The 19,909-nt window shown below is 54.5% G+C and carries 20 protein-coding genes; 13 read left to right on the forward strand and 7 right to left on the reverse strand.

All coding sequences use genetic code 11. From position 1 onward, the window contains the following. Window positions 1-26 precede the first annotated feature (26 nt). The 5 genes from cytR to rraA all read left to right on the forward strand — a co-directional run bounded on the left by cytR (window position 27) and on the right by rraA (window position 4,706). Window positions 27-1,031, forward strand: coding sequence for a DNA-binding transcriptional regulator CytR (gene cytR, locus VIJ98_RS19300; protein ID WP_374990650.1), 1,005 nt, complete (start codon window positions 27-29; stop codon window positions 1,029-1,031). A gap of 151 nt (window positions 1,032-1,182) precedes the next feature. Beyond that, window positions 1,183-2,097 (forward strand): cell division protein FtsN, encoded by a 915-nt coding sequence (ftsN, locus tag VIJ98_RS19305; RefSeq protein ID WP_323275532.1) that lies wholly within the window; start codon window positions 1,183-1,185, stop codon window positions 2,095-2,097. Between the two features lie 89 nt (window positions 2,098-2,186). Continuing rightward, on the forward strand, window positions 2,187-2,723 hold the full coding sequence (gene hslV, locus VIJ98_RS19310; RefSeq protein WP_008109674.1) for an ATP-dependent protease subunit HslV: 537 nt from the start codon (window positions 2,187-2,189) through the stop codon (window positions 2,721-2,723). Between the two features lie 5 nt (window positions 2,724-2,728). Next, window positions 2,729-4,066 carry an HslU--HslV peptidase ATPase subunit gene (gene hslU, locus VIJ98_RS19315; RefSeq protein ID WP_008109676.1) on the forward strand — a complete coding sequence of 446 codons (1,338 nt, stop codon included), beginning with the start codon at window positions 2,729-2,731 and terminating at the stop codon, window positions 4,064-4,066. A 154-nt stretch (window positions 4,067-4,220) separates the two neighbouring features. Next, complete coding sequence (rraA, locus tag VIJ98_RS19320; RefSeq protein ID WP_061720294.1) at window positions 4,221-4,706, forward strand: ribonuclease E activity regulator RraA; 486 nt, start codon at window positions 4,221-4,223, stop codon at window positions 4,704-4,706. Window positions 4,707-4,756: 50 nt separating this feature from the next. On the opposite strand, the gene zapB is transcribed toward rraA, so the two are convergent. Then, window positions 4,757-4,996, reverse strand: coding sequence for a cell division protein ZapB (gene zapB / locus VIJ98_RS19325; RefSeq protein ID WP_007885384.1), 240 nt, complete (start codon window positions 4,994-4,996; stop codon window positions 4,757-4,759). Window positions 4,997-5,416: 420 nt separating this feature from the next. Here zapB and VIJ98_RS19330 point away from each other — a divergent pair, with 420 nt between their 5' ends. The 3 genes from VIJ98_RS19330 to glpX all read left to right on the forward strand — a co-directional run bounded on the left by VIJ98_RS19330 (window position 5,417) and on the right by glpX (window position 8,912). Continuing rightward, window positions 5,417-6,265: an MIP/aquaporin family protein gene (locus tag VIJ98_RS19330; protein ID WP_061720295.1), complete on the forward strand. Its 849-nt coding sequence runs from the start codon at window positions 5,417-5,419 to the stop codon at window positions 6,263-6,265. Between the two features lie 30 nt (window positions 6,266-6,295). Then, window positions 6,296-7,804, forward strand: coding sequence for a glycerol kinase GlpK (glpK, locus tag VIJ98_RS19335; RefSeq protein WP_008109683.1), 1,509 nt, complete (start codon window positions 6,296-6,298; stop codon window positions 7,802-7,804). A 97-nt stretch (window positions 7,805-7,901) separates the two neighbouring features. Then, window positions 7,902-8,912, forward strand: a complete 1,011-nt coding sequence (gene glpX / locus VIJ98_RS19340) for a class II fructose-bisphosphatase (RefSeq protein WP_323275534.1) — start codon at window positions 7,902-7,904, stop codon at window positions 8,910-8,912. On the opposite strand, the gene emrD is transcribed toward glpX, so the two are convergent. Further along, a complete protein-coding gene (gene emrD / locus VIJ98_RS19345; protein WP_323275536.1) occupies window positions 8,902-10,098 on the reverse strand; it encodes a multidrug efflux MFS transporter EmrD in 1,197 nt (398 codons plus the stop codon). The two genes, glpX and emrD, sit on opposite strands and share 11 nt — an antisense overlap. 289 nt (window positions 10,099-10,387) lie before the next feature. Between emrD and fpr the strand changes: the two genes are divergently transcribed. The 3 genes from fpr (at window position 10,388) to tpiA (ending at window position 12,719) form a co-directional block, all read left to right on the forward strand. Then, the gene (gene fpr / locus VIJ98_RS19350; RefSeq protein WP_154194964.1) at window positions 10,388-11,134 is read left to right on the forward strand and encodes a ferredoxin--NADP(+) reductase; all 747 of its coding nucleotides are present in this window, start codon (window positions 10,388-10,390) and stop codon (window positions 11,132-11,134) included. 106 nt (window positions 11,135-11,240) lie between these two features. Continuing rightward, on the forward strand, window positions 11,241-11,831 hold the full coding sequence (locus tag VIJ98_RS19355) for a YiiQ family protein (protein WP_154157435.1): 591 nt from the start codon (window positions 11,241-11,243) through the stop codon (window positions 11,829-11,831). 120 nt (window positions 11,832-11,951) lie between these two features. Then, complete coding sequence (gene tpiA, locus VIJ98_RS19360; RefSeq protein WP_008109693.1) at window positions 11,952-12,719, forward strand: triose-phosphate isomerase; 768 nt, start codon at window positions 11,952-11,954, stop codon at window positions 12,717-12,719. Between the two features lie 144 nt (window positions 12,720-12,863). Here the strand turns inward: tpiA and VIJ98_RS19365 are convergent, their stop codons facing one another. The 5 genes from VIJ98_RS19365 to cpxP all read right to left on the reverse strand — a co-directional run bounded on the left by VIJ98_RS19365 (window position 12,864) and on the right by cpxP (window position 17,654). Further along, complete coding sequence (locus VIJ98_RS19365) at window positions 12,864-13,622, reverse strand: CDP-diacylglycerol diphosphatase (RefSeq protein WP_323275539.1); 759 nt, start codon at window positions 13,620-13,622, stop codon at window positions 12,864-12,866. Between the two features lie 108 nt (window positions 13,623-13,730). Further along, complete coding sequence (locus VIJ98_RS19370; RefSeq protein WP_061720313.1) at window positions 13,731-14,720, reverse strand: sulfate ABC transporter substrate-binding protein; 990 nt, start codon at window positions 14,718-14,720, stop codon at window positions 13,731-13,733. A gap of 144 nt (window positions 14,721-14,864) precedes the next feature. Further along, window positions 14,865-15,827, reverse strand: coding sequence for a 6-phosphofructokinase (pfkA, locus tag VIJ98_RS19375; protein WP_007885343.1), 963 nt, complete (start codon window positions 15,825-15,827; stop codon window positions 14,865-14,867). 209 nt (window positions 15,828-16,036) lie between these two features. Further along, on the reverse strand, window positions 16,037-16,939 hold the full coding sequence (fieF, locus tag VIJ98_RS19380; RefSeq protein ID WP_008109699.1) for a CDF family cation-efflux transporter FieF: 903 nt from the start codon (window positions 16,937-16,939) through the stop codon (window positions 16,037-16,039). Between the two features lie 202 nt (window positions 16,940-17,141). Then, window positions 17,142-17,654 (reverse strand): cell-envelope stress modulator CpxP, encoded by a 513-nt coding sequence (cpxP, locus tag VIJ98_RS19385; RefSeq protein ID WP_008109700.1) that lies wholly within the window; start codon window positions 17,652-17,654, stop codon window positions 17,142-17,144. Window positions 17,655-17,804: 150 nt separating this feature from the next. Between cpxP and cpxR the strand changes: the two genes are divergently transcribed. After that, window positions 17,805-18,503, forward strand: coding sequence for an envelope stress response regulator transcription factor CpxR (gene cpxR / locus VIJ98_RS19390; RefSeq protein WP_007885339.1), 699 nt, complete (start codon window positions 17,805-17,807; stop codon window positions 18,501-18,503). Continuing rightward, on the forward strand, window positions 18,500-19,876 hold the full coding sequence (gene cpxA / locus VIJ98_RS19395) for an envelope stress sensor histidine kinase CpxA (RefSeq protein WP_008109701.1): 1,377 nt from the start codon (window positions 18,500-18,502) through the stop codon (window positions 19,874-19,876). The genes cpxR and cpxA overlap by 4 nt, the downstream gene beginning before the upstream one ends. Window positions 19,877-19,909: the final 33 nt, after the last annotated feature.

The following is a 19,909-nucleotide window of genomic DNA, read 5'->3' on the forward strand; positions in this document are numbered from 1 at the left end:
AGAAGCAACCCTCCACCGCCGCCACCATGAAAGATGTGGCCGAGAAAGCAGGCGTTTCAACCGCCACGGTTTCACGTGCGTTGATGAATCCAGAAAAAGTCTCTGCTGCGACCCGGCTCAAGGTCGAAAAAGCCGTGATTGCCGTGGGTTATGCGCCGCACGGTTTGGCGCGCAATGCCAAACGCGGTGAAACGCAAACCATTCTGGTGATTGTGCCGGACATCTGCGATCCCTTCTTCAGTGAGATCATTCGCGGCGTGGAAGTTACCGCTGCGCATGAAGGTTATCTGGTACTGATTGGCGATTGCGCCCATCAGAACAAACAGGAAAAGACCTTCCTGAATTTAATGCTGACGCGACAAATCGACGGCATGGTGCTGTTGGGTTCACAGCTGCCATTTGAGGCGGGCATTGAAGATCAGCGTAACCTGCCGCCAATGGTGATGGGCAACGAATTTGCGCCGGAAATGGCCTTGCCAACGGTGCATATCGATAACCTGACCGCCGCTTTTGAAGCAGTAAATCACCTGTTGCAGCTCGGTCATCGCCAAATCGCCTGCATCACCGGGCCAGAACATATTCCGCTGAGCCAATATCGTTTGCAGGGCTACATTCAGGCGCTGCGTCGCAGCAACATCGCCATCGATCCGACGATGATTGTGCACGGCGACTTCACCTTTGAAGCCGGTGCAAATGCGCTTAAGCAGTTGATGAGTTTGCCGCAGCCTCCGAAAGCGATCTTCTGCCATAGCGATTTAATGGCGCTGGGCGCGATGAATCAGGCACGCAAATTGGGCATGCGCATTCCACAGGATTTGTCGGTAGTGGGCTTTGATGATATCGAACTGGCGCAATACTACGATCCACCGCTGACCACCGTGGCACAGCCGCGCTTTGCTATCGGTCGTGAAGCGATGCTGCTATTACTTGATGAGCTGCAGGGTAAACGCGTGAATAACGGCTCGCGCCTGCTGGATGCGGAGTTGCGCGTGCGTGGCAGTACGGCACCGGCAGCAAAACGAGAAAAATAGCGCGTAGAAGCCTGCATTTTCAGCGGATTCTGAAGGCAGACTGTGCTGGTCAAAGTTCCAGCCCTTGCGTAACATGGCGCATTCATTGCCGGGCAATTAACAGCACATTTACATGCCCATTGGCATTTTTTTGAAGGGTAGCAGAACGAAAGTGGCACAGAAAGATTATGTAGGCCGCGGGCGTTCAACAGGGACGCGTCGCAAAAAACCCGCCAGCCGCAGCAAGAAAAGCAAAGGCGGATCAGGCACTTCAAAGCTCATGATGGTACTGGCCGTGGCCGTGCTGGTCACCTTTGCCGGTGGTTTATGGTTCATCTCGCATCATAAGAAAGAAGAGATTGAGGTCATTCCAAACCACAAAGCCAACGGTAACGGCCTGCCGCCGAAGCCGGAAGAGCGCTGGAAGTACATCAAAGAGCTGGAAAATCGCCAAATTACCGTTCCGTCGCCGACTGAGCCTTCGGCCGGTGGCGTGCAATCTCAAACTCAGCTGACCGATGAACAGCGCCAGTTGCTGGAGCAGATGCAGGCCGATATGCGCCAGCAGCCGACGCAGTTGAACGAAGTGCCGTGGAACGAACAAACCCCGGCGCAGCGCCAGCAAACGCTGCAGCGTCAGCAGGTGCAACAACAGCAGCAGCAGGTTCAGCAGCAACAACAGCAGCAGTTGCAACGTCAGCAGCAACAGTTACAACAGCAGCAGCGTCAGCAACAGTTGCAGCAACAACAGGCCGCGCGTCAGCAGCAACAACAGCAAGCTGCGCCTATCACGCGTGAGCCAACGCAGCAGAGCAAACCGCAGGAAACGGCCAAGGCGAAAACCGAAGAGAAAGCCTCTTCACAGCGCTGGATGGTGCAGTGTGGATCGTTCAAAGGTACCGATCAGGCGGAATCAGTACGCGCCGGTCTGGCATTTGAAGGATTCGAGAGCCGCATTACTACCGGCGGTGGCTGGAATCGCGTGGTGATCGGGCCGTTCAAAGATCGCAGCAGCGCCGACAGCACAGTCAAACGCTTACACAGTTCCGGCCACGGAAGTTGTATTCCCCTCGCTGCTGGGGGTTGAAACCCCTTTTTCCTACCCCATATCTGGTTGCATGATACTCCGCGCCGAGTGCGCGGAGTTCCTTTTCTACTGCAACAAGGGGTCTGCCCGTGACAACAATAGTAAGTGTACGACGCAACGGCCAGGTAGTGATTGGCGGTGATGGCCAGGCTACGCTCGGCAATACCGTAATGAAAGGCAACGTTAAAAAAGTCCGTCGTCTTTACAACGATAAAGTGATCGCCGGTTTTGCTGGCGGTACCGCAGATGCCTTCACCCTGTTTGAACTGTTTGAGCGCAAGCTGGAAATGCACCAGGGCCATCTGGTGAAAGCGGCGGTCGAACTTGCTAAAGATTGGCGTACCGATCGCATGCTGCGTCGCCTCGAAGCGCTGCTGGCGGTGGCCGACGAAAACTCCTCATTAATCATCAGCGGCAACGGCGACGTTATCCAGCCGGAAAATGACCTGATTGCAATTGGTTCTGGTGGGCCTTACGCCCAGGCAGCGGCACGCGCGCTGCTGGAAAACACCGACATTGGTGCGCACGATATCGTGGAGAAAGCGCTGAACATCGCCGGCGATATCTGTATCTACACCAACCACAATATTAACTTCGAAGCATTACCGTCTAAGGCTAAGGACTAAACATCATGTCTGAGATGACTCCACGCGAGATTGTCAGCGAGCTTAACCGCTTTATTATCGGCCAGGACGGCGCAAAGAAGGCGGTCGCGATCGCCCTGCGTAACCGCTGGCGCCGCATGCAGCTCGACGAAGAGCTGCGCCACGAAGTGACGCCGAAAAACATTCTGATGATTGGTCCAACCGGCGTCGGTAAAACCGAAATCGCCCGTCGTTTAGCCAAACTGGCTAACGCACCGTTCATCAAAGTGGAAGCCACCAAATTCACCGAAGTCGGTTACGTCGGTAAAGAGGTGGATTCCATCATTCGCGATCTGACCGATTCTGCCATCAAGATGGTGCGCAGCCAGGCGATCGAGAAGAACAAATACCGCGCGGAAGAGATGGCGGAAGAGCGCATCCTCGATGTGCTGATCCCACCCGCGAAAAATAACTGGGGTCAGGCTGAACAAGCGGCTGAGCCATCAACAGCGCGTCAGTCGTTCCGCAAGAAACTGCGCGAAGGCCAGCTGGATGACAAAGAGATTGAGATCGATCTGGCTGCTTCATCGGCTGGCGTTGAAATCATGGCGCCTCCGGGCATGGAAGAGATGACCAGCCAGCTGCAATCGATGTTCCAGAACCTCGGTGGCCAGAAGCAAAAACCGCGTAAGCTGAAAATCAAAGAAGCCATGAAGCTGCTGATTGAAGAAGAAGCGGCCAAGCTGGTGAACCCGGAAGAGCTGAAGCAGGATGCCATCGATGCCGTTGAGCAGCACGGTATCGTGTTCATCGACGAAATCGACAAAATCTGTAAGCGCGGCGGCCAGAATGCGGGCGGTCCAGACGTGTCACGTGAAGGTGTGCAGCGCGACCTGCTGCCGCTGGTAGAAGGTTGCACCGTTTCCACCAAGCACGGCATGGTGAAAACCGACCACATTCTGTTTATCGCTTCCGGCGCGTTCCAGGTCGCTAGCCCGTCAGATCTGATCCCAGAACTGCAAGGTCGTCTGCCGATTCGCGTTGAGCTGCAGGCGCTGACCGTCAATGACTTCGAGCGCATCCTCACCGAGCCGAACGCGTCGGTTACCGTGCAGTACAAAGCATTGATGGGCACCGAAGGGGTCAATATCGACTTCACCGATGACGCCGTGCGTCGTATCGCCGAAGCCGCCTGGCAGGTGAACGAAACCACCGAGAACATCGGTGCGCGTCGTCTGCATACCGTGCTGGAGCGTCTGATGGAAGATATCTCCTATGACGCCAGCGATCGTAACGGTGAATCGATCACTATCGATGCCGAGTACGTTGGTAAGCATCTGGATGAGCTGGTGGCCGACGAAGATCTCAGCCGCTTCATTCTGTAAGCTTCACCCGCGAAATCGCTGCCCGGCCACTGTGCCGGGCTTTTTTTTACGCAGGATATTGATGCAGCGCTTTTTTTGGCGGTTGATGATTTTGCCAACAATCGCCAGATAGCGATATACTTAGCGCTCCTGTGGCAAACAGACGAAAACCCTCATGAAATACGATACATCTGAACTCTGTGACATCTACCACGAAGCTGTGAATGTTGTTGAACCGCTTTTTTCGAACTTTGGTGGGCGCAGCTCATTCGGTGGTCAAATCACCACAGTGAAATGTTTCGAAGATAACGGCTTACTCTACGATTTGCTGGAAGAGAACGGTCGGGGTCGCGTATTGCTGGTGGATGGCGGCGGTTCGGTCCGTCGCGCACTGGTCGATGCTCAGCTGGCGAGTCTGGCGGCGCAAAATGAGTGGGAAGGCATTGTGGTTTACGGCTCGGTGCGTCAGGTAGACGACCTTGAAGAGCTGGAAATCGGCATTCAGGCGATTGCGGCGATTCCGGTGGGTGCAGCGGGTGAAGGCATTGGCGAAAGTGACGTGCGCGTTAACTTCGGCGGCGTGACCTTCTTCTCTGGTGACCATCTGTATGCCGACAATACCGGCATCATCTTGTCTGAAGACGCACTCGACATCGAGTAAGCCGCAACAAAAACGGGTGCCGCGGCACCCGTTGGTTTAAGCATCGACGCTTAAACTTCTTCCATTTTTCCCAGCAGTGCCCGCAGACGATCCTGCCAGACATGCTGCTCTTCTTTCAGATGCTGATTTTCACGCACCAGCGCATCCTGGTTGCCTGAAGCCTGGCTGACTTCGTTTTTCAGCGTATTGTTTTGCTCTTTCAGCTCTTCAATTTCCATCTGCAGCAGAGTGATGGTATCAATCGCCTGCTGTACTTTCGCTTCCAGTTTCTCGAACACTTCAAATGACATCTTTCTGACCTCTCCTAAATCTTGCAAGGCGTTGATGGGGCTAGTGCATGCCTTATTATGGTGCGCTCAGCCACGATGACTCGATTGTATGTAGCCGAACCCAGCAAGTCCAGCGCCACAAGGCCTGCGAGGGCAGTCTGTAACACTTTTCAGTCTATGCCTAAAAAAATGCGCATCTTCGCGCATCTGTGTGCGCGATCACATCAGCATCGACCAGCAAAGCGGGAAAAATGGGTCTCAAAGCAACGCAAAAGACGCGAAAACGCGCATTTTTATGATGGAGTACACAGTTTTCAATTTCGCTATTTCTCGTTTATGCTCGTTAACGATAAATTCACATCAACCCTACATTGATAGCTGGGCGACTCATGGATGAGAACAAAAACTGATAAAATTTAACCTCGCTTCAGGAATGCCATTATGAGTCAGACAACTAACACACTAAAAGGTCAGTGCATCGCTGAATTTCTCGGCACAGGTTTGATTATCTTCTTTGGTGCAGGCTGTGTTGCTGCACTGAAACTGGCCGGTGCGTCATTCGGTCAGTGGGAAATTTGTATTATCTGGGGTTTAGCCGTCTCCATGGCAGTCTATCTAAGCGCAGGCGTTTCTGGTGCGCATCTTAACCCAGCCGTTACCGTCGCGCTGTGCCTGTTCGCTAATTTCGAAGGTCGCAAAGTTGTTCCCTATATTCTGGCGCAGGTTGCCGGCGCGTTCTGCGCTGCCGCGTTGGTTTACGGTCTCTACTACAATCTGTTCTTTGATTACGAAGCGGGCCATCAAATGGTGCGCGGCAGCGTTGAAAGCCTCGATCTGGCCGGTATCTTCTCTACCTATCCGAACCCGCACATCAGCGTCGCTCAGGCGTTCCTGGTTGAGATGGTGATTACAGCTGTATTAATGGCGGTGATCATGGCGCTGACCGATGACGGCAACGGTGTACCGCGTGGTCCGCTGGCTCCGCTGTTGATTGGTTTACTGGTCGCGGTAATCGGTGGCTCAATGGGTCCACTGACCGGCTTCGCACTCAACCCGGCGCGTGACTTCGGTCCAAAATTGTTCGCCTTCTTCGCTGGCTGGGGCAACGTAGCCTTCACCGGTGGCAAAGATATTCCTTACTTCCTGGTTCCGATTTTTGGCCCGCTGGTCGGTGCTTGCCTCGGAGCCTTTGGTTACCGTTCGCTGATTGGCCGCCATCTGCCAGTTAACGTCGCGGAAGCCAGCACAGCAGAAAAACCGGTTGCGCGCGCTCAGCAGCGTAAAGCGTAAGTTTCATCGATACCACATCAGGAAAGCACAATGACTACTGATAAAAAATATATAGTTGCACTCGATCAGGGCACAACCAGCTCACGCGCCGTGGTGCTTGATCATGATGCCAACATCGTCGCGGTTTCTCAGCGCGAATTTACCCAGATCTACCCGAAAGCGGGTTGGGTTGAACATGACCCAATGGATATCTGGGCGTCACAAAGCTCAACGCTGGTTGAAGTGCTGGCACACGCCGACATTAACTCCGATCAAATCGCGGCGATTGGTATCACCAACCAACGTGAAACCGCCATCGTCTGGGATAAAGAGACCGGCAAACCGGTTTACAACGCCATCGTCTGGCAGGATCCACGCACCGCAGATTACTGTAACAAGCTGAAGAAAGAGGGTCTGGAAGAGTACATCCAGCACACCACCGGTTTGGTGATTAACCCGTACTTCTCAGGCACCAAGGTGAAGTGGATTCTGGATAACGTGGAAGGCGCGCGTGACCGTGCCAAACGCGGCGAACTGCTGTTCGGTACCGTTGATACCTGGCTGATTTGGAAAATGACGCAGGGACGTGTGCACGTCACCGATCACACCAACGCCTCACGTACCATGATGTACAACATCCACAAGCTGGAGTGGGATGAGCGCATGCTGGAGATCCTCGATATCCCGCGTGAAATGCTGCCAGAAGTGAAAGGCTCTTCTGAAGTGTACGGTCAGACCAACATTGGTGGTAAAGGTGGTACGCGTATTCCAATCGCTGGTATCGCGGGTGACCAACAAGCGGCGCTGTACGGCCAGCTGTGCGTACAACCGGGTATGGCGAAAAACACTTACGGCACTGGCTGCTTCATGCTGATGAACACCGGCACCGAAGCTGTGACCTCAACGCATGGCCTGCTGACCACCATCGCGTGCGGCCCACGCGGCGAAGTGAACTATGCGCTGGAAGGTGCGGTGTTTATCGGTGGTGCGTCGATTCAGTGGCTGCGTGATGAGATGAAGTTGATCAGCGATTCAACCGACTCTGAATACTTCGCGTTGAAAGTGAAAGACACCAACGGCGTGTATATGGTGCCAGCCTTCACCGGTTTGGGTGCGCCATATTGGGATCCGTATGCACGCGGCGCGATTTTCGGTCTGACGCGCGGTGCGAACGCTAACCACATAATCCGTGCAACTCTGGAGTCGATTGCTTACCAGACGCGCGACGTACTGGAAGCGATGCAGAACGATGCGGGCACCCGCCTGCAATCACTGCGCGTGGATGGTGGTGCGGTTGCCAACAACTTCCTGATGCAGTTCCAGTCTGACATTCTCGGCACGCGCGTTGAGCGTCCGGAAGTGCGTGAAGTTACGGCGCTGGGTGCGGCGTATCTGGCGGGCTTAGCGGTTGGCTTCTGGAACGATCTGGAAGAAGTTCGCGCTAAAGCGGTGATTGAGCGTGAGTTCCGCCCAAGCATCGAAACCACCGAACGTAACGTCCGTTACGCCGGCTGGAAGAAAGCGGTCGCTCGCGCTAAAGCGTGGGAAGACGAAGAGTAAAATCCTGCTAACCCGCGGCGCCCTGCCGCGGGTTTTTCCCCCTGCCACTTTTCCCCGCTGTGTTAAACTGCCTGCCTGTTTTTTATCAGGTGCCACCATGAAACGAGAACTCGCGATTGAATTTTCCCGCGTGACCGAAGCCGCCGCTCTGGCGGGCTATCACTGGTTAGGACGCGGCGATAAAAATGCGGCCGACGGCGCAGCCGTTCACGCCATGCGCATTATGCTCAACACCATCGATATCGACGGCCAGATTGTGATTGGCGAAGGCGAAATCGACGAAGCGCCGATGCTGTATATCGATGAGAAAGTCGGTACCGGCCGTGGCGATGCAGTGGATATCGCGGTCGATCCGATCGAAGGCACGCGCATGACGGCGATGGGCCAGGCCAATGCACTGGCGGTACTGGCGGTTGGAGACAAAGGCAGCTTCCTGCACGCACCTGATATGTACATGGAAAAGCTGATTGTTGGACCGGGCGCGCGTGGCGCCATCGACCTCAATCTGCCGCTTGATATCAACCTGAAAAACATCGCGCTGGCATTGGGCAAACCGCTCAGCCAATTAACGGTGTCGATTCTGGCTAAGCCACGCCACGATGCGGTGATTGCCCAGCTGCAGCAGCTCGGTGTGCGCGTGTTCTCCTTCCCGGATGGCGATGTCGCGGCCTCGATTCTGACCTGTATGCCGGATAGCGAAGTGGATGTGATGTACGGCATCGGTGGCGCACCGGAAGGTGTGGTGTCGGCGGCAGTCATTCGCGCGATGGACGGCGACATGCAGGCGCGCCTGCTGGCGCGTCACGAGGTGAAAGGCGATAGCGAAGAGAATCGTCGCCTCGGCGAGAATGAACTGCAACGCTGCGCCGAGATGGGCATTGAAGCCGGTCAGGTGCTGAAGCTGGATCAGATGGCACGCAACGATAACGTTATCTTCGCTGCCACCGGCATCACCACCGGCGATTTGCTGAAAGGCATCACGCGTAACGGCAACATCGCCACCAGCGAAACCCTGCTGGTGCGCGGCAAATCGCGCACCATTCGCCGCATCCAGTCAATCCACTATCTGGATCGCAAAGACGCGGCGCTGCATCAATTTATCCTGTAATCACCTGCTTGCCGCTCTCTGGATGACGAGAGAGCGGCCACCAGCACAGCAACATCACCAGCGACGTCACGAACATCAGCATGCCAAGGCTGGATTGATCGTGCTGCGGCAACAGTGCAGAAAGCCACGCCACCACACCGGAACCGAGGTTCTGCAAACCACCGATTAATGCACCGGCGCTGCCCGCCAGCCAAGCATACGGCTCCATCGCGCCCGAGGTTGCCAGCGGAAACAGCATGCCCGCGCCAAAGAAGAACAGCGCAGCGGGCACCAGCAGCGTCCAGATGTTCATCACGCCAAACCAGGCGGGAACCCACATCAATAATCCAGCCAACAGGCAACTGTTTACGCCGTACCACATCAGCGTGTGCCAGGATTTCTGCTCACGTCCGGCAAACCAGGCGCCAAAGAACGCCGCCGGAATCGGCAGGATAAACAGGATGCTGACGGTCAAGCCATCCAGCCCCAATACGCCGCCCATCAGCACGCCGCAGCTGGCTTCAAACACCGCGATACCGGCCAGCGCGCCAATTAGCAGCAGCAGATAACGCACGAAGTTGCCGTCGCTCAGCAAAGTGGCATAACGGCGCAGGAACGGTGTGGCGGGCGTATCAACAGGACGCGTTTCCGGCAGCCAGCGCGCCATCGAGGCGGTGACGCCGACGCACAGCAGCAGCAGGAAGGCGAAGCAGGCATGCCAGCCAAACAGATGCGTCAGCAGTGCACCAATCACCGGCGCCAGCAGCGGACTCACCAGAATGCCCATATTCAGCAGGCTGTTCGCCTGACGCAGGGCGATGCCAGAATAGAGATCGCGCGGCATGGTGCGCGCCATCACGCCCGCGACGCCAGTCCCTAAACCTTGCACCGCGCTGCCCAATACCAGAATGTCGAGCGAGGGCGCGAACATGGCGATCAACGCGCCGACGGCAAAGATCGTCATGCCAATCAGGATCACCGGACGGCGGCCAAAACTGTCCGAGAGCGGGCCGTAGATCAACTGCGATCCGCCGTAGGTCATCAGATAGGCGGCCATCACCTGCTGGATCGCCCCGCTGCGCACATTGAGCGTTTCGGCCATGTTGGCCATTGCAGGTACATAGATGGTTTGCGCCATCTGCCCAACCGCCACCAGCACGATCAGCATGAATAACAGAAAGCGATTTTGCGTTTTACTTATCAACATGGAACAAAATGTCTGCCTGAGAAACAAAGGATAAGCAGCACAAAACAGGCCGCCTCGGATTTATGGCGGCAAAAATATCAGGATTCAGTGACAAATCGAGAGGCGCGGGCAAAGCTGTATGTCTTAAGCCGTCAAGTTGATAGTCCAGATTGTAAACTGCCCGCTACAGTTGCTGATCTGTGCGCTGCGTTTGTCGCTGAGAGCCCTTTGACGCTGTACCGACTGGAAATCCATCAGGCCGATGGCGATGATAGTAACGAGCCTGAATAATCATTAATAAGGAGCCAACATGGCAGAGTGGATCAATGCTGAAGTTAAAGAAGTAAAAAACTGGACCGATGCACTGTTCAGCCTGCGCGTCGAAGCACCGATTGATACCTTTACGGCGGGGCAGTTTGCCAAGCTGGCACTGGAAATTGACGGTGAGCGCGTACAGCGCGCCTATTCTTACGTCAATGCGCCGCAGGATTCGCTGCTGGAGTTTTATCTGGTCACGGTGCCGGAAGGCAAACTGAGTCCGCGTTTGCAGGCGCTGCAACCCGGCGACCAAGTAATGATCACCAAAGAGGCGGCGGGTTTCTTTGTACTCGACGAAATTCCAGACTGCCAAACGCTGTGGATGCTGGCGACCGGCACGGCGATCGGCCCCTATTTATCGATTCTGCAACAGGGCGAAGATCTGGATCGTTTCGACAATATTGTACTGGTGCACGCCGCGCGTTTCGCCGATGACCTGAGCTTCCTGCCTTTGATGCAAGAGCTGCAGCAGCGCTATCAGGGCAAATTGCACATTCAAACGGTAGTCAGCCGCGAAGAGATCGCCGGTTCGCTACACGGTCGCGTACCGCAGCTGATTGAAAGTGGAGCACTGGAGCGTGCGGTTGGCTTGCCGCTGACGGCAGAAACCAGCCATGTGATGCTGTGCGGCAATCCACAGATGGTGCGCGATACCCAGCAGTTACTGAAAGACACGCGTGAGATGCGCAAACATTTCAAACGTAAACCCGGCCATATGACCAGCGAGCATTACTGGTAATCGGCGCGGCACAAAGAATGTGAGATTTTTCCCAGTGTGGGTTTTGACTTTGCCCGGTAAAAACCGTTCTAATCGTGGGCTAAGTGAATGATTTAGGGCCGAAGCAATGAACAACCTGCCAGTCGCGCTGCTGCTTGGCCTCGCACTGACATTTCCCGTCTGGGCGGAGGATGCCCCCACGTTAGATCGTAGCGATCATCTGCCTGCTGCGCCCTATCTGCTCGCGGGTGCGCCGACCTTCGATATGACCGTTGCTCAGTTCCGTGAGAAGTACAACGCGGCCAATCCCAATGAACTGCTGCAGGAATATCGCGCTATTGATAATCGCGGCGATAAAAGCAACCTGACGCGTGCCGCCAGCAAAATCAGCGAAACGCTGTATGCCTCAACGGCGCTGGAGCAAGGCACCGGCAAAATCAAAACTCTGCAAATCACCTGGCTGCCAGTTCCCGGCCCCGATATGAAAGCTGCACAGGCACGCGCCATGGATTATATGACCGCCCTGCTGCGCTTCTTCATCCCCGGTTTATCGCCCGAAGATGGGCGTAAAAAACTCGATTCCCTGCTCAGCGCCGGTAAAGGTGCACGCTATTTTGCCCGCACCGAAGGTGCCTTGCGTTTCGTGGTAGCAGACAACGGCGACAAGGGTTTGACCTTCGCCGTTGAGCCGATAAAACTGGCGCTCGCGACGCCCTGATCGCACCGGCAAAAATGACGAAAAGCAAAGCCAGCAACGCATTTGATCTCTATACTGTCTCGCAGACATCGCTGCCCGATGGCAGCGCTATTTCATGAATCGCGTTATGCGGAGGAAAGAATGCGACATCCACTGGTTATGGGTAACTGGAAACTGAACGGTAGCAAGCAGATCACTAAAGAGCTGATTGAAGGCCTGCGCAAAGAGCTGTCTGGTGTTGATGGTTGTGGCGTCGCGATTGCACCGCCAGCCATCTATCTGGACTTGGCGAAACACGCCATTTCCGGTAGCCACATTGCTCTGGGTGCTCAGAACGTTGACGTTAATCTGTCTGGCGCATTCACTGGCGAAACTTCCGCAGACATGCTGAAAGACGTTGGCGCGAAATACATCATCATCGGCCACTCTGAGCGCCGCACCTACCACAAAGAGAGCGACGAGTTCATCGCGAAGAAATTTGCCGTAGTGAAAGAAGCTGGCCTGGTGCCGGTTCTGTGCATCGGTGAAACTGACGCAGAAAACGAAGCGGGCAAAACGGAAGAAGTGTGCGCACGCCAGATCGACGCCGTGCTGGAAACTCAGGGCGCTGCAGCGTTCGAAGGCGCGGTTATCGCTTACGAGCCAGTTTGGGCTATCGGTACCGGCAAATCAGCTACTCCAGCGCAGGCTCAGGCGGTGCACAAATTCATTCGTGACCATATCGCGAAGAAAGATGCAGCTATCGCTCAGCAAGTGATCATTCAGTACGGCGGCTCGGTCAACGACAAAAACGCCGCTGAGCTGTTCACCCAGCCAGATATCGATGGCGCGCTGGTTGGCGGTGCTTCACTGAAAGCGGATGCTTTTGCGGTGATCGTGAAAGCGGCAGCAGCAGCGAAAAACGCGTAAGTCAGCGTTTTTGATGCAGAAAAAGGCGGCTGATTAGCCGCCTTTTTTTATTGGTCGCCATGAATGGCGACCCTACGACAAATGGAGCCGTACGTCGGTTTTGTAGGGTGCGCATTCATGCGCACCTGGTTATCGCCTCAACGATTATTGCGGCAATATGCTGCATTTATGATCCTGCAACTCTTCCGCCGAGCCGCTATTCAGTTTCAGCCAGTTACGCTCCAGCGCCAACAGCGCTAAACGGCCATCCGGCAATTGTGCCAGCGCCAACCCGTATTTCCCCATCTCGGTGCGCGCATGCGGCACTTCATCCGCCAGACGGATAAACGCACTCTGCTGCGCCAGTTCTTCCTTAGAAATCGACCGCACCAGATAACGATGCTTACGCAGCGTTTCACTCTGCCACTTCACGTTCAGCCTCGGTGCCAGCGCATCCAGCTGCTGACGCACATCCGGCCGCAGACAGGAAATATGAATATGCAGCTGATTCTGCGTACGCCCGTATTGCGCATTGATGGCCAGCGACAGCGCGCTATCGGGGATCGGCGCGCCGTGCTTCTGCGCCAGCAATGTGCGTTGCTGCCAGGCCTCGGCAAACAGGTTCGGCGTTGCGGTTTCAAGAAGGATCGGACTTTCCATACCGGTAATTTTTTCAATCGGCATCAGCAGATACTGCAACGGACCGTTGAGATCTTTCAGCGTGACGTAACCCTGCGCGCTGTTCACCTGCTGGCATGGCGCGGGTTTGCCCGTCGCCGCCATATTTGGCACGCACTTCTCGCTGATAATCTGCCACAGGGCGTTGGAGTTTTTATGGAAATGGATGGCGCCGGCGATCAGTCCAACAATCAACAGCACCAATAATGCGGTAAGTAACTTCAGGGTACGACGACTGCCCTGCATAGCCCGATTCCTCTGTTCATCACCTGCCAGCATCCTCGCCTGGCAGGTGATGAAAGTCACGGACTAAAACAAAACGGCCAGCATTCTCGCTGGCCGTTTTTTTATTCGTTATGGCTTCATCACCTGATCGTAACTGCCGCCATCGGCGAAGTGGGTTTTCTGGGCTTGCGTCCAGCCACCAAACTTGCTGTCGATAGTGAACAGTTTTACCGGCGCGAATTTATTGGCAAACTTCTTCGCAACGGCTTCATCACGTGGACGGTAGAAATTCTCCGCCGCGATGGTCTGGCCTTCCGGCGAGTAGAGATACTTGAGGTAATCTTCGGCCACTTTACGAGTGCCCTGCTCGTCGACCACTTTATCTACCACTGAAACCGTTGGCTCCGCCAGAATCGATTCACTTGGGGTCACGATTTCAAACTTGTCTTTACCCAGCTTATCCACCGCCAGATAGGCTTCGTTTTCCCACGCAATCAGCACATCGCCAATGCCGCGTTCTACGAAGGTGTTAGTCGCGCCACGTGCACCGGAATCCTGTACTTCCACGTTCTTAAACAGCGATTTCACGTAAGCCAACGCTTTGGCCTGATCGCCATGATTCTGATCCAGCGCCCAGCCCCATGCAGCCAGATAGTTCCAGCGTGCGCCGCCCGAGGTTTTCGGATTGGGCGTGATGACGGAAACGCCCGGTTTAATCAGATCCGGCCAATCATGAATGCCTTTCGGGTTGCCTTTACGCACCAGGAACACGATGGTCGAGGTGTATGGCGCGGAGTTATCCGGCAGGCGTTTAATCCAGTCTTTATTAATACGACCACGGTCAGCAATAGCATCTACATCAGATTGCAGCGCCAGCGTAACCACATCAGCACGGATGCCATTGATCACTGAGGTCGCTTGTTTACCGGAACCGCCGTGCGACTGGCGAATTACCACGTTGTCGCCGGTTTCCTGCTTGTAATGCGCGCTAAACGCTTTGTTGTACTGTTCGTACAGCTCACGGGTTGGATCGTAAGAGACGTTTAACAGCTGAATATCCTTTGCCAGAACACTGGTTGAAGCCAGTAACAGGGTGACACCAATACTCCACTTATTCATTGCTTGCTCTCCCGAGGTCGTTATAGAACAAGACTGACACAAACTTATCCACGGATTAAAGAATTAAAAATAAGCTGTTATAACTGGAGGGAATATAAGCAGGCATTAAAAAAGGCGCGAATCTCGTCGCGCCTTGATAGGGAATTAGTAGAGTTTTTTCGCGGTATCAAGCCAGTCGCGTTTGAATGGACGCTTCATATTTTCAATCGCATCGATGATGTCGTGATGCACCATCTTCTCGTTCTGAATACCGACGCAGCGGCCGCCATAACCTTGCAGCAGCAGCTCAATGGAGTAAGAACCCATGCGCGATGCCAGGATGCGGTCATAGGCACAAGGTGCGCCGCCACGCTGAATGTGACCAAGAACGGTGGCGCGGGTTTCGCGTTTGGTTTCAGCTTCAATGAAGTGCGCCAGATCGTCGATATCGCAGATGTGCTCGGTAATCGCCACGATGGCGTGTTTTTTACCTTTGGCGATGCCCGCTTTGATCTCTGAAACCAGCTCTTCACGGGTATATGGGATTTCAGGCAGCACGATGAACTCACAACCACCGGCAATCGCTGCCGCCAGCGTTAAATCGCCGCAGTAACGGCCCATCACTTCTACGATGGAGATGCGCTGGTGAGAAGATGAGGTGTCGCGCAGACGGTCAATCGCTTCAACTACAGTTTCCAACGCAGTGAAGTAGCCAATGGTGTAATCGGTACCTGCTACGTCGTTATCGATGGTGCCCGGCAAGCCGATGCATGGGAAGCCCATTTCGGTCAGGCGCTTCGCACCCATGTAGGAACCATCACCGCCGATAACCACCAGCGCATCAATGCCGCGCTTTTTCATGTTATCTATCGCGGTCTGGCGTACTTCATCGTTGCGGAATTCTGGGAAGCGTGCGGAACCGAGGAAGGTGCCGCCACGGTTGATCATGTCTGACACGCTGTAGCGGTCGAGGTTGATCATGCGATCTTCGTACAATCCCAGATAGCCGTCGTAAATACCAAAAACTTCCAGTCCTTCACTCAGCGCGGAACGTACAACTCCGCGAATGGCTGCGTTCATGCCTGGGGCGTCGCCGCCGCTGGTCAGTACTCCGATTTTTTTGATCATGACAACCTCTGGATTGTTCAAAAACTAAGGATTATTCCTGCCATGTGTCCGGCGTGGACCAGCTCGCGATCGCATGGCTTAATAGTTGCAGAATAGTATATCAAAGGCTTGATGCTGAATTGATTCAGGTCAGACAAGTTTTCGCTAATTTTTTACAGAGTTGTTAGCGTTACGTCACTTTTTTTGTGTAATTGCATGATTTTAAATCGCTAACCTTGAAAAAAGCCGTGTTGATTGCTCGGCACAACAGAGCAGGGATCTTGATGGATGATCACGTCTGAGCCGGGAAACTTCTTTAGTAATGCCTGCTCAATTTGATCGGCCACCTGATGCGCCTGCACCAACGGCAACTGATCTTCCATCTCCAGATGCAGCTGGATAAAACGCGTAGGGCCCGATTGCCGTGTGCGCAATGCATGTGCGCCACGTACGCCCGGCCAGTTGGTCACCACGTTGATGATCTCCTGCGTTTCATGCTCGGGCAGTACGCGGTCTAGCAGCGCCTGTACCGCGTCATAGCCCATCCGCAAGGCGTTATAGAGAATGTAAACGCCGATGCCGAGCGCGAACAATGCATCCGCCCGTACAAAACCATAGCTGCTCAAACCGAGTGCGACCAATATTGCGCCGTTCATCACCACATCAGATTGATAGTGCAGCATGTCTGCGCGAATCGCCTGGCTGCGCGTGCGACGCACCACCCAGCGCTGGAAGGCAACCAACGTCAGGGTTGAAAACAGCGCAATCACCGTCACCACAATGCCCACCAGCGGCGCATGTAAGGTTTCGGGCGATGCCAGATGCTGAATACCGGTGAGAAACAGAAACAGCGCCGAGCCGGAGATAAACATGCTTTGCGCCAGCGCGGCCAATGATTCGGCTTTACCATGGCCGAAGGTGTGATCGTCATCGGCCGGCTGCAATGAATAGCGCACCACCAGCAAGTTGGTGAGTGAAGCGGCAATATCGACCAATGAATCCACTAACGCCGCCAACATGCTGACTGAACCGGTGTGCCACCAGGCAAAAATTTTCACGATTAACAGCAACGTCGCCAGCGTAGTCGCCGCTAACGCCGCCCGATTGACTAACTTTGCATAGGAAGAATCCATGCTATGCCTCGCCGGGTCGCACGCTTTATGGGTGCGGCCTTTAGGTCTCAAGATGGCTAAAGTTTATCATCGGCAGAAGTGTGCTGCGTGATTGAATTTTAAGACAATGATGTTAGAGAGAAATGACAGGCAAAAAAAACCCCCGCATCATGCGGGGGAAGACAGGGATGGTGTCTATGGCAAGGAAAACAGGGATACTATGTTACTGGTTACTGCTGGTACTACTCACTGCTTGCAGCGGTGATGATGGCTGCAATCCTGAGAGTCGACGAACTTCAGCTAATCGTCGCTCATAATTTTTCTGCAATGTCGCTTGCTGTGCAGGCGTTAGCAGGTGGTACATCTGATTACGAACCCGAGCCATCTCGACTTGCTGTTCTATCGCTGCGCGGGCTTGTTTCTCTGCCTGCTGTCGAATAGCCGATTCGTTAAATTTGTCTGCAATCACAAGGTCATGCATAGTTTCTATATCTTGAACGCTGATTGTTGGGCGTTCGTGTCGCGCTTGCTGCATCAGGTCTCGCATCTGTTGCCGCTGTTGTTCAGTCAGCTCAATACCATCGAACATGTAGCTTTGCGGATTTTGCGTCATACTGCCTGTCGTCAATCCGCTGTTCGGATGCATCTCGTCAATCGTCGTCGTGTCTGCTGCTTCGGCGCTGGCGTGACTGAGAACCATCGCTGAGGCAATGACGACGGCGGTTAAGTAGCGCATCGTTAACTCCCAGTTCGTTCCGTTTTGCGATTCAACGAGAGCCAGTGTACGGCGGTGGCTGCAAACATCCGTCAGGGGGTGTAAAACTACGTAAAGCGTTGGATTGCAAGTCAAGGAACACGGTATTTTGCCTGCGGAGGGCAATAAAAAATGAATAAAATCCTGTTGGTTGATGACGACCGCGAATTAACTTCGCTGCTTAAAGAACTGCTTGAGATGGAAGGTTTTGAAGTCATTGTGGCAAGCGATGGTGAGCAGGCGCTTAACCTGCTAGACAACACCGTGGACTTGTTATTGCTTGATGTAATGATGCCGAAGAAGAACGGTATCGACACGTTGAAAGAACTACGCCAACAGCACCAAACTCCGGTCATTATGCTGACTGCACGTGGCAGCGAACTGGACCGCGTTCTGGGCCTTGAACTGGGCGCAGATGACTATCTGCCTAAACCGTTTAACGATCGCGAACTGGTGGCGCGTATTCGTGCCATTTTGCGCCGTTCAAACTGGAGCGAGCAGCAACAGCAGCACGATAACAGCTCACCGACGCTGGAAGTCGACTGCCTGCGCCTGAATCCAGGTCGTCAGGAAGCCAGCTTTGATAGCGAAACGTTGGATCTCACCGGTACCGAATTCACCCTGCTCTATTTGCTGGCACAGCATCTGGGTCAGGTGGTATCGCGTGAGCACCTTAGTCAGGAAGTGTTGGGCAAACGTCTGACGCCTTTTGACCGCGCTATTGATATGCACATTTCTAATCTGCGTCGTAAATTGCCGGAACGTCGTGATGGTCATCCGTGGTTTAAAACCCTGCGCGGACGCGGCTATCTGATGGTTTCGGCATCATGATTGGAAGTTTAACCACACGCATCTTCGCCATCTTCTGGCTCACGCTAGCGCTGGTGTTGATGCTGGTTTTAATGGTGCCCAAACTCGATTCGCGCCAGATGACCGCATTACTGGAAAGCGAGCAGCGTCAGGGCACCATGATTGAACAGCACGTTGAAGCGGAGCTGTCACAAGATCCGCCAAACGACTTAATGTGGTGGCGTCGCCTGTTCCGTTCCATCGACAAATGGGCGCCGCCCGGCCAGCGCTTGTTATTGGTGACCAGCGAAGGCCGGGTGATTGGCGCGCAGCACAATGAAATGCAGATCATCCGTAACTTTATTGGGCAGTCGGATAACGCCGACCACCCACAAAAGAAAAAGTATGGTCGCGTTGAAATGGTTGGGCCTTTCGCGGTACGCGATGGCGAAGACAACTATCAGCTCTACCTGATTCGTCCTGCCACCAGCTCACAGCTCGATTTCGTCAATCTGCTGTTTGACCGTCCGCTTCTGCTGCTGATTGTCACTATGCTGATTAGCTCACCACTGCTGCTGTGGCTGGCGTGGAGCCTGGCGCGTCCCGCCCGCAAACTTAAATATGCAGCGGATGAAGTGGCAAGCGGCAATTTACGTCAGCATCCGGAACTGGAATCGGGGCCGCAAGAGTTTCTGGCGGCGGGTTCGAGTTTCAACCAAATGGTGAGCGCACTCGAACGCATGATGACGGCGCAACAGCGTTTGCTATCTGATATCAGCCATGAACTGCGTACACCATTGACTCGCTTGCAGCTGGCAACCGCGTTACTGCGTCGCCGTAATGGTGAAGGCAAAGAGCTGCAACGCATCGAAACGGAAGCGCAGCGTCTTGATGGCATGATTAACGATTTGCTGGTGCTGTCGCGTACGCAGCACAATAACGCGCTGGTTAGCGAAGCAATGAAGGCCAACCAGCTGTGGAACGGCGTGCTGGAAGATGCCAAATTTGAAGCCGAGCAGATGGGCAAACTAATGGAAGTGCCTTATCCGCCTGGTCCGTGGCCGCTGTACGGTAATCCACATGCGCTGGAGAGTGCGCTGGAGAATATCGTGCGTAATGCGCTGCGCTATTCGAATTCGCATATCAGCGTCAGCTTCTCGGTGGATATCGAAGGCATTACCATTCACGTCGATGATGATGGTCCGGGCGTCAGCCCAGAAGATCGCGAGCAGATTTTCCGTCCGTTCTACCGCACCGATGAGGCGCGCGATCGTGAATCAGGCGGCACCGGATTGGGCCTGGCGATCGTCGAAACGGCCATCCAGCAGCATCGCGGCTGGGTCAAAGCCGATGACAGCCCGCTCGGGGGTTTACGCCTTACGCTGTGGCTGCCGCTGTACTCCGCCCGTCAATAATTTGTTATGCTTCGGCCCTCGTTTCTGGGGGCC

It is taken from the genome of Pantoea sp. S18 (assembly GCF_045689705.1).
In the GTDB taxonomy this organism is placed as follows: Bacteria; Pseudomonadota; Gammaproteobacteria; order Enterobacterales; family Enterobacteriaceae; genus Pantoea; species Pantoea symbiotica.

What these genes read in the sequence shown, in the direction of transcription:
- zapB (WP_007885384.1), bottom strand. Translation starts at nt 4,996, where the DNA reads ATGTCATTTGAAGTGTTCGAGAAACTGGAAGCGAAAGTACAGCAGGCG.
- glpX (WP_323275534.1), top strand. Translation starts at nt 7,902, where the DNA reads ATGAAACGAGAACTCGCGATTGAATTTTCCCGCGTGACCGAAGCCGCC.
- VIJ98_RS19365 (WP_323275539.1), bottom strand. Translation starts at nt 13,622, where the DNA reads ATGCAGGGCAGTCGTCGTACCCTGAAGTTACTTACCGCATTATTGGTG.
- cpxP (WP_008109700.1), bottom strand. Translation starts at nt 17,654, where the DNA reads ATGCGCTACTTAACCGCCGTCGTCATTGCCTCAGCGATGGTTCTCAGT.
- cpxA (WP_008109701.1), top strand. Translation starts at nt 18,500, where the DNA reads ATGATTGGAAGTTTAACCACACGCATCTTCGCCATCTTCTGGCTCACG.
- emrD (WP_323275536.1), bottom strand. Translation starts at nt 10,098, where the DNA reads ATGTTGATAAGTAAAACGCAAAATCGCTTTCTGTTATTCATGCTGATC.
- pfkA (WP_007885343.1), bottom strand. Translation starts at nt 15,827, where the DNA reads ATGATCAAAAAAATCGGAGTACTGACCAGCGGCGGCGACGCCCCAGGC.
- glpK (WP_008109683.1), top strand. Translation starts at nt 6,296, where the DNA reads ATGACTACTGATAAAAAATATATAGTTGCACTCGATCAGGGCACAACC.
- VIJ98_RS19370 (WP_061720313.1), bottom strand. Translation starts at nt 14,720, where the DNA reads ATGAATAAGTGGAGTATTGGTGTCACCCTGTTACTGGCTTCAACCAGT.
- VIJ98_RS19355 (WP_154157435.1), top strand. Translation starts at nt 11,241, where the DNA reads ATGAACAACCTGCCAGTCGCGCTGCTGCTTGGCCTCGCACTGACATTT.
- cytR (WP_374990650.1), top strand. Translation starts at nt 27, where the DNA reads ATGAAAGATGTGGCCGAGAAAGCAGGCGTTTCAACCGCCACGGTTTCA.
- rraA (WP_061720294.1), top strand. Translation starts at nt 4,221, where the DNA reads ATGAAATACGATACATCTGAACTCTGTGACATCTACCACGAAGCTGTG.
- fpr (WP_154194964.1), top strand. Translation starts at nt 10,388, where the DNA reads ATGGCAGAGTGGATCAATGCTGAAGTTAAAGAAGTAAAAAACTGGACC.
- VIJ98_RS19330 (WP_061720295.1), top strand. Translation starts at nt 5,417, where the DNA reads ATGAGTCAGACAACTAACACACTAAAAGGTCAGTGCATCGCTGAATTT.
- cpxR (WP_007885339.1), top strand. Translation starts at nt 17,805, where the DNA reads ATGAATAAAATCCTGTTGGTTGATGACGACCGCGAATTAACTTCGCTG.
- tpiA (WP_008109693.1), top strand. Translation starts at nt 11,952, where the DNA reads ATGCGACATCCACTGGTTATGGGTAACTGGAAACTGAACGGTAGCAAG.
- hslU (WP_008109676.1), top strand. Translation starts at nt 2,729, where the DNA reads ATGTCTGAGATGACTCCACGCGAGATTGTCAGCGAGCTTAACCGCTTT.
- fieF (WP_008109699.1), bottom strand. Translation starts at nt 16,939, where the DNA reads ATGGATTCTTCCTATGCAAAGTTAGTCAATCGGGCGGCGTTAGCGGCG.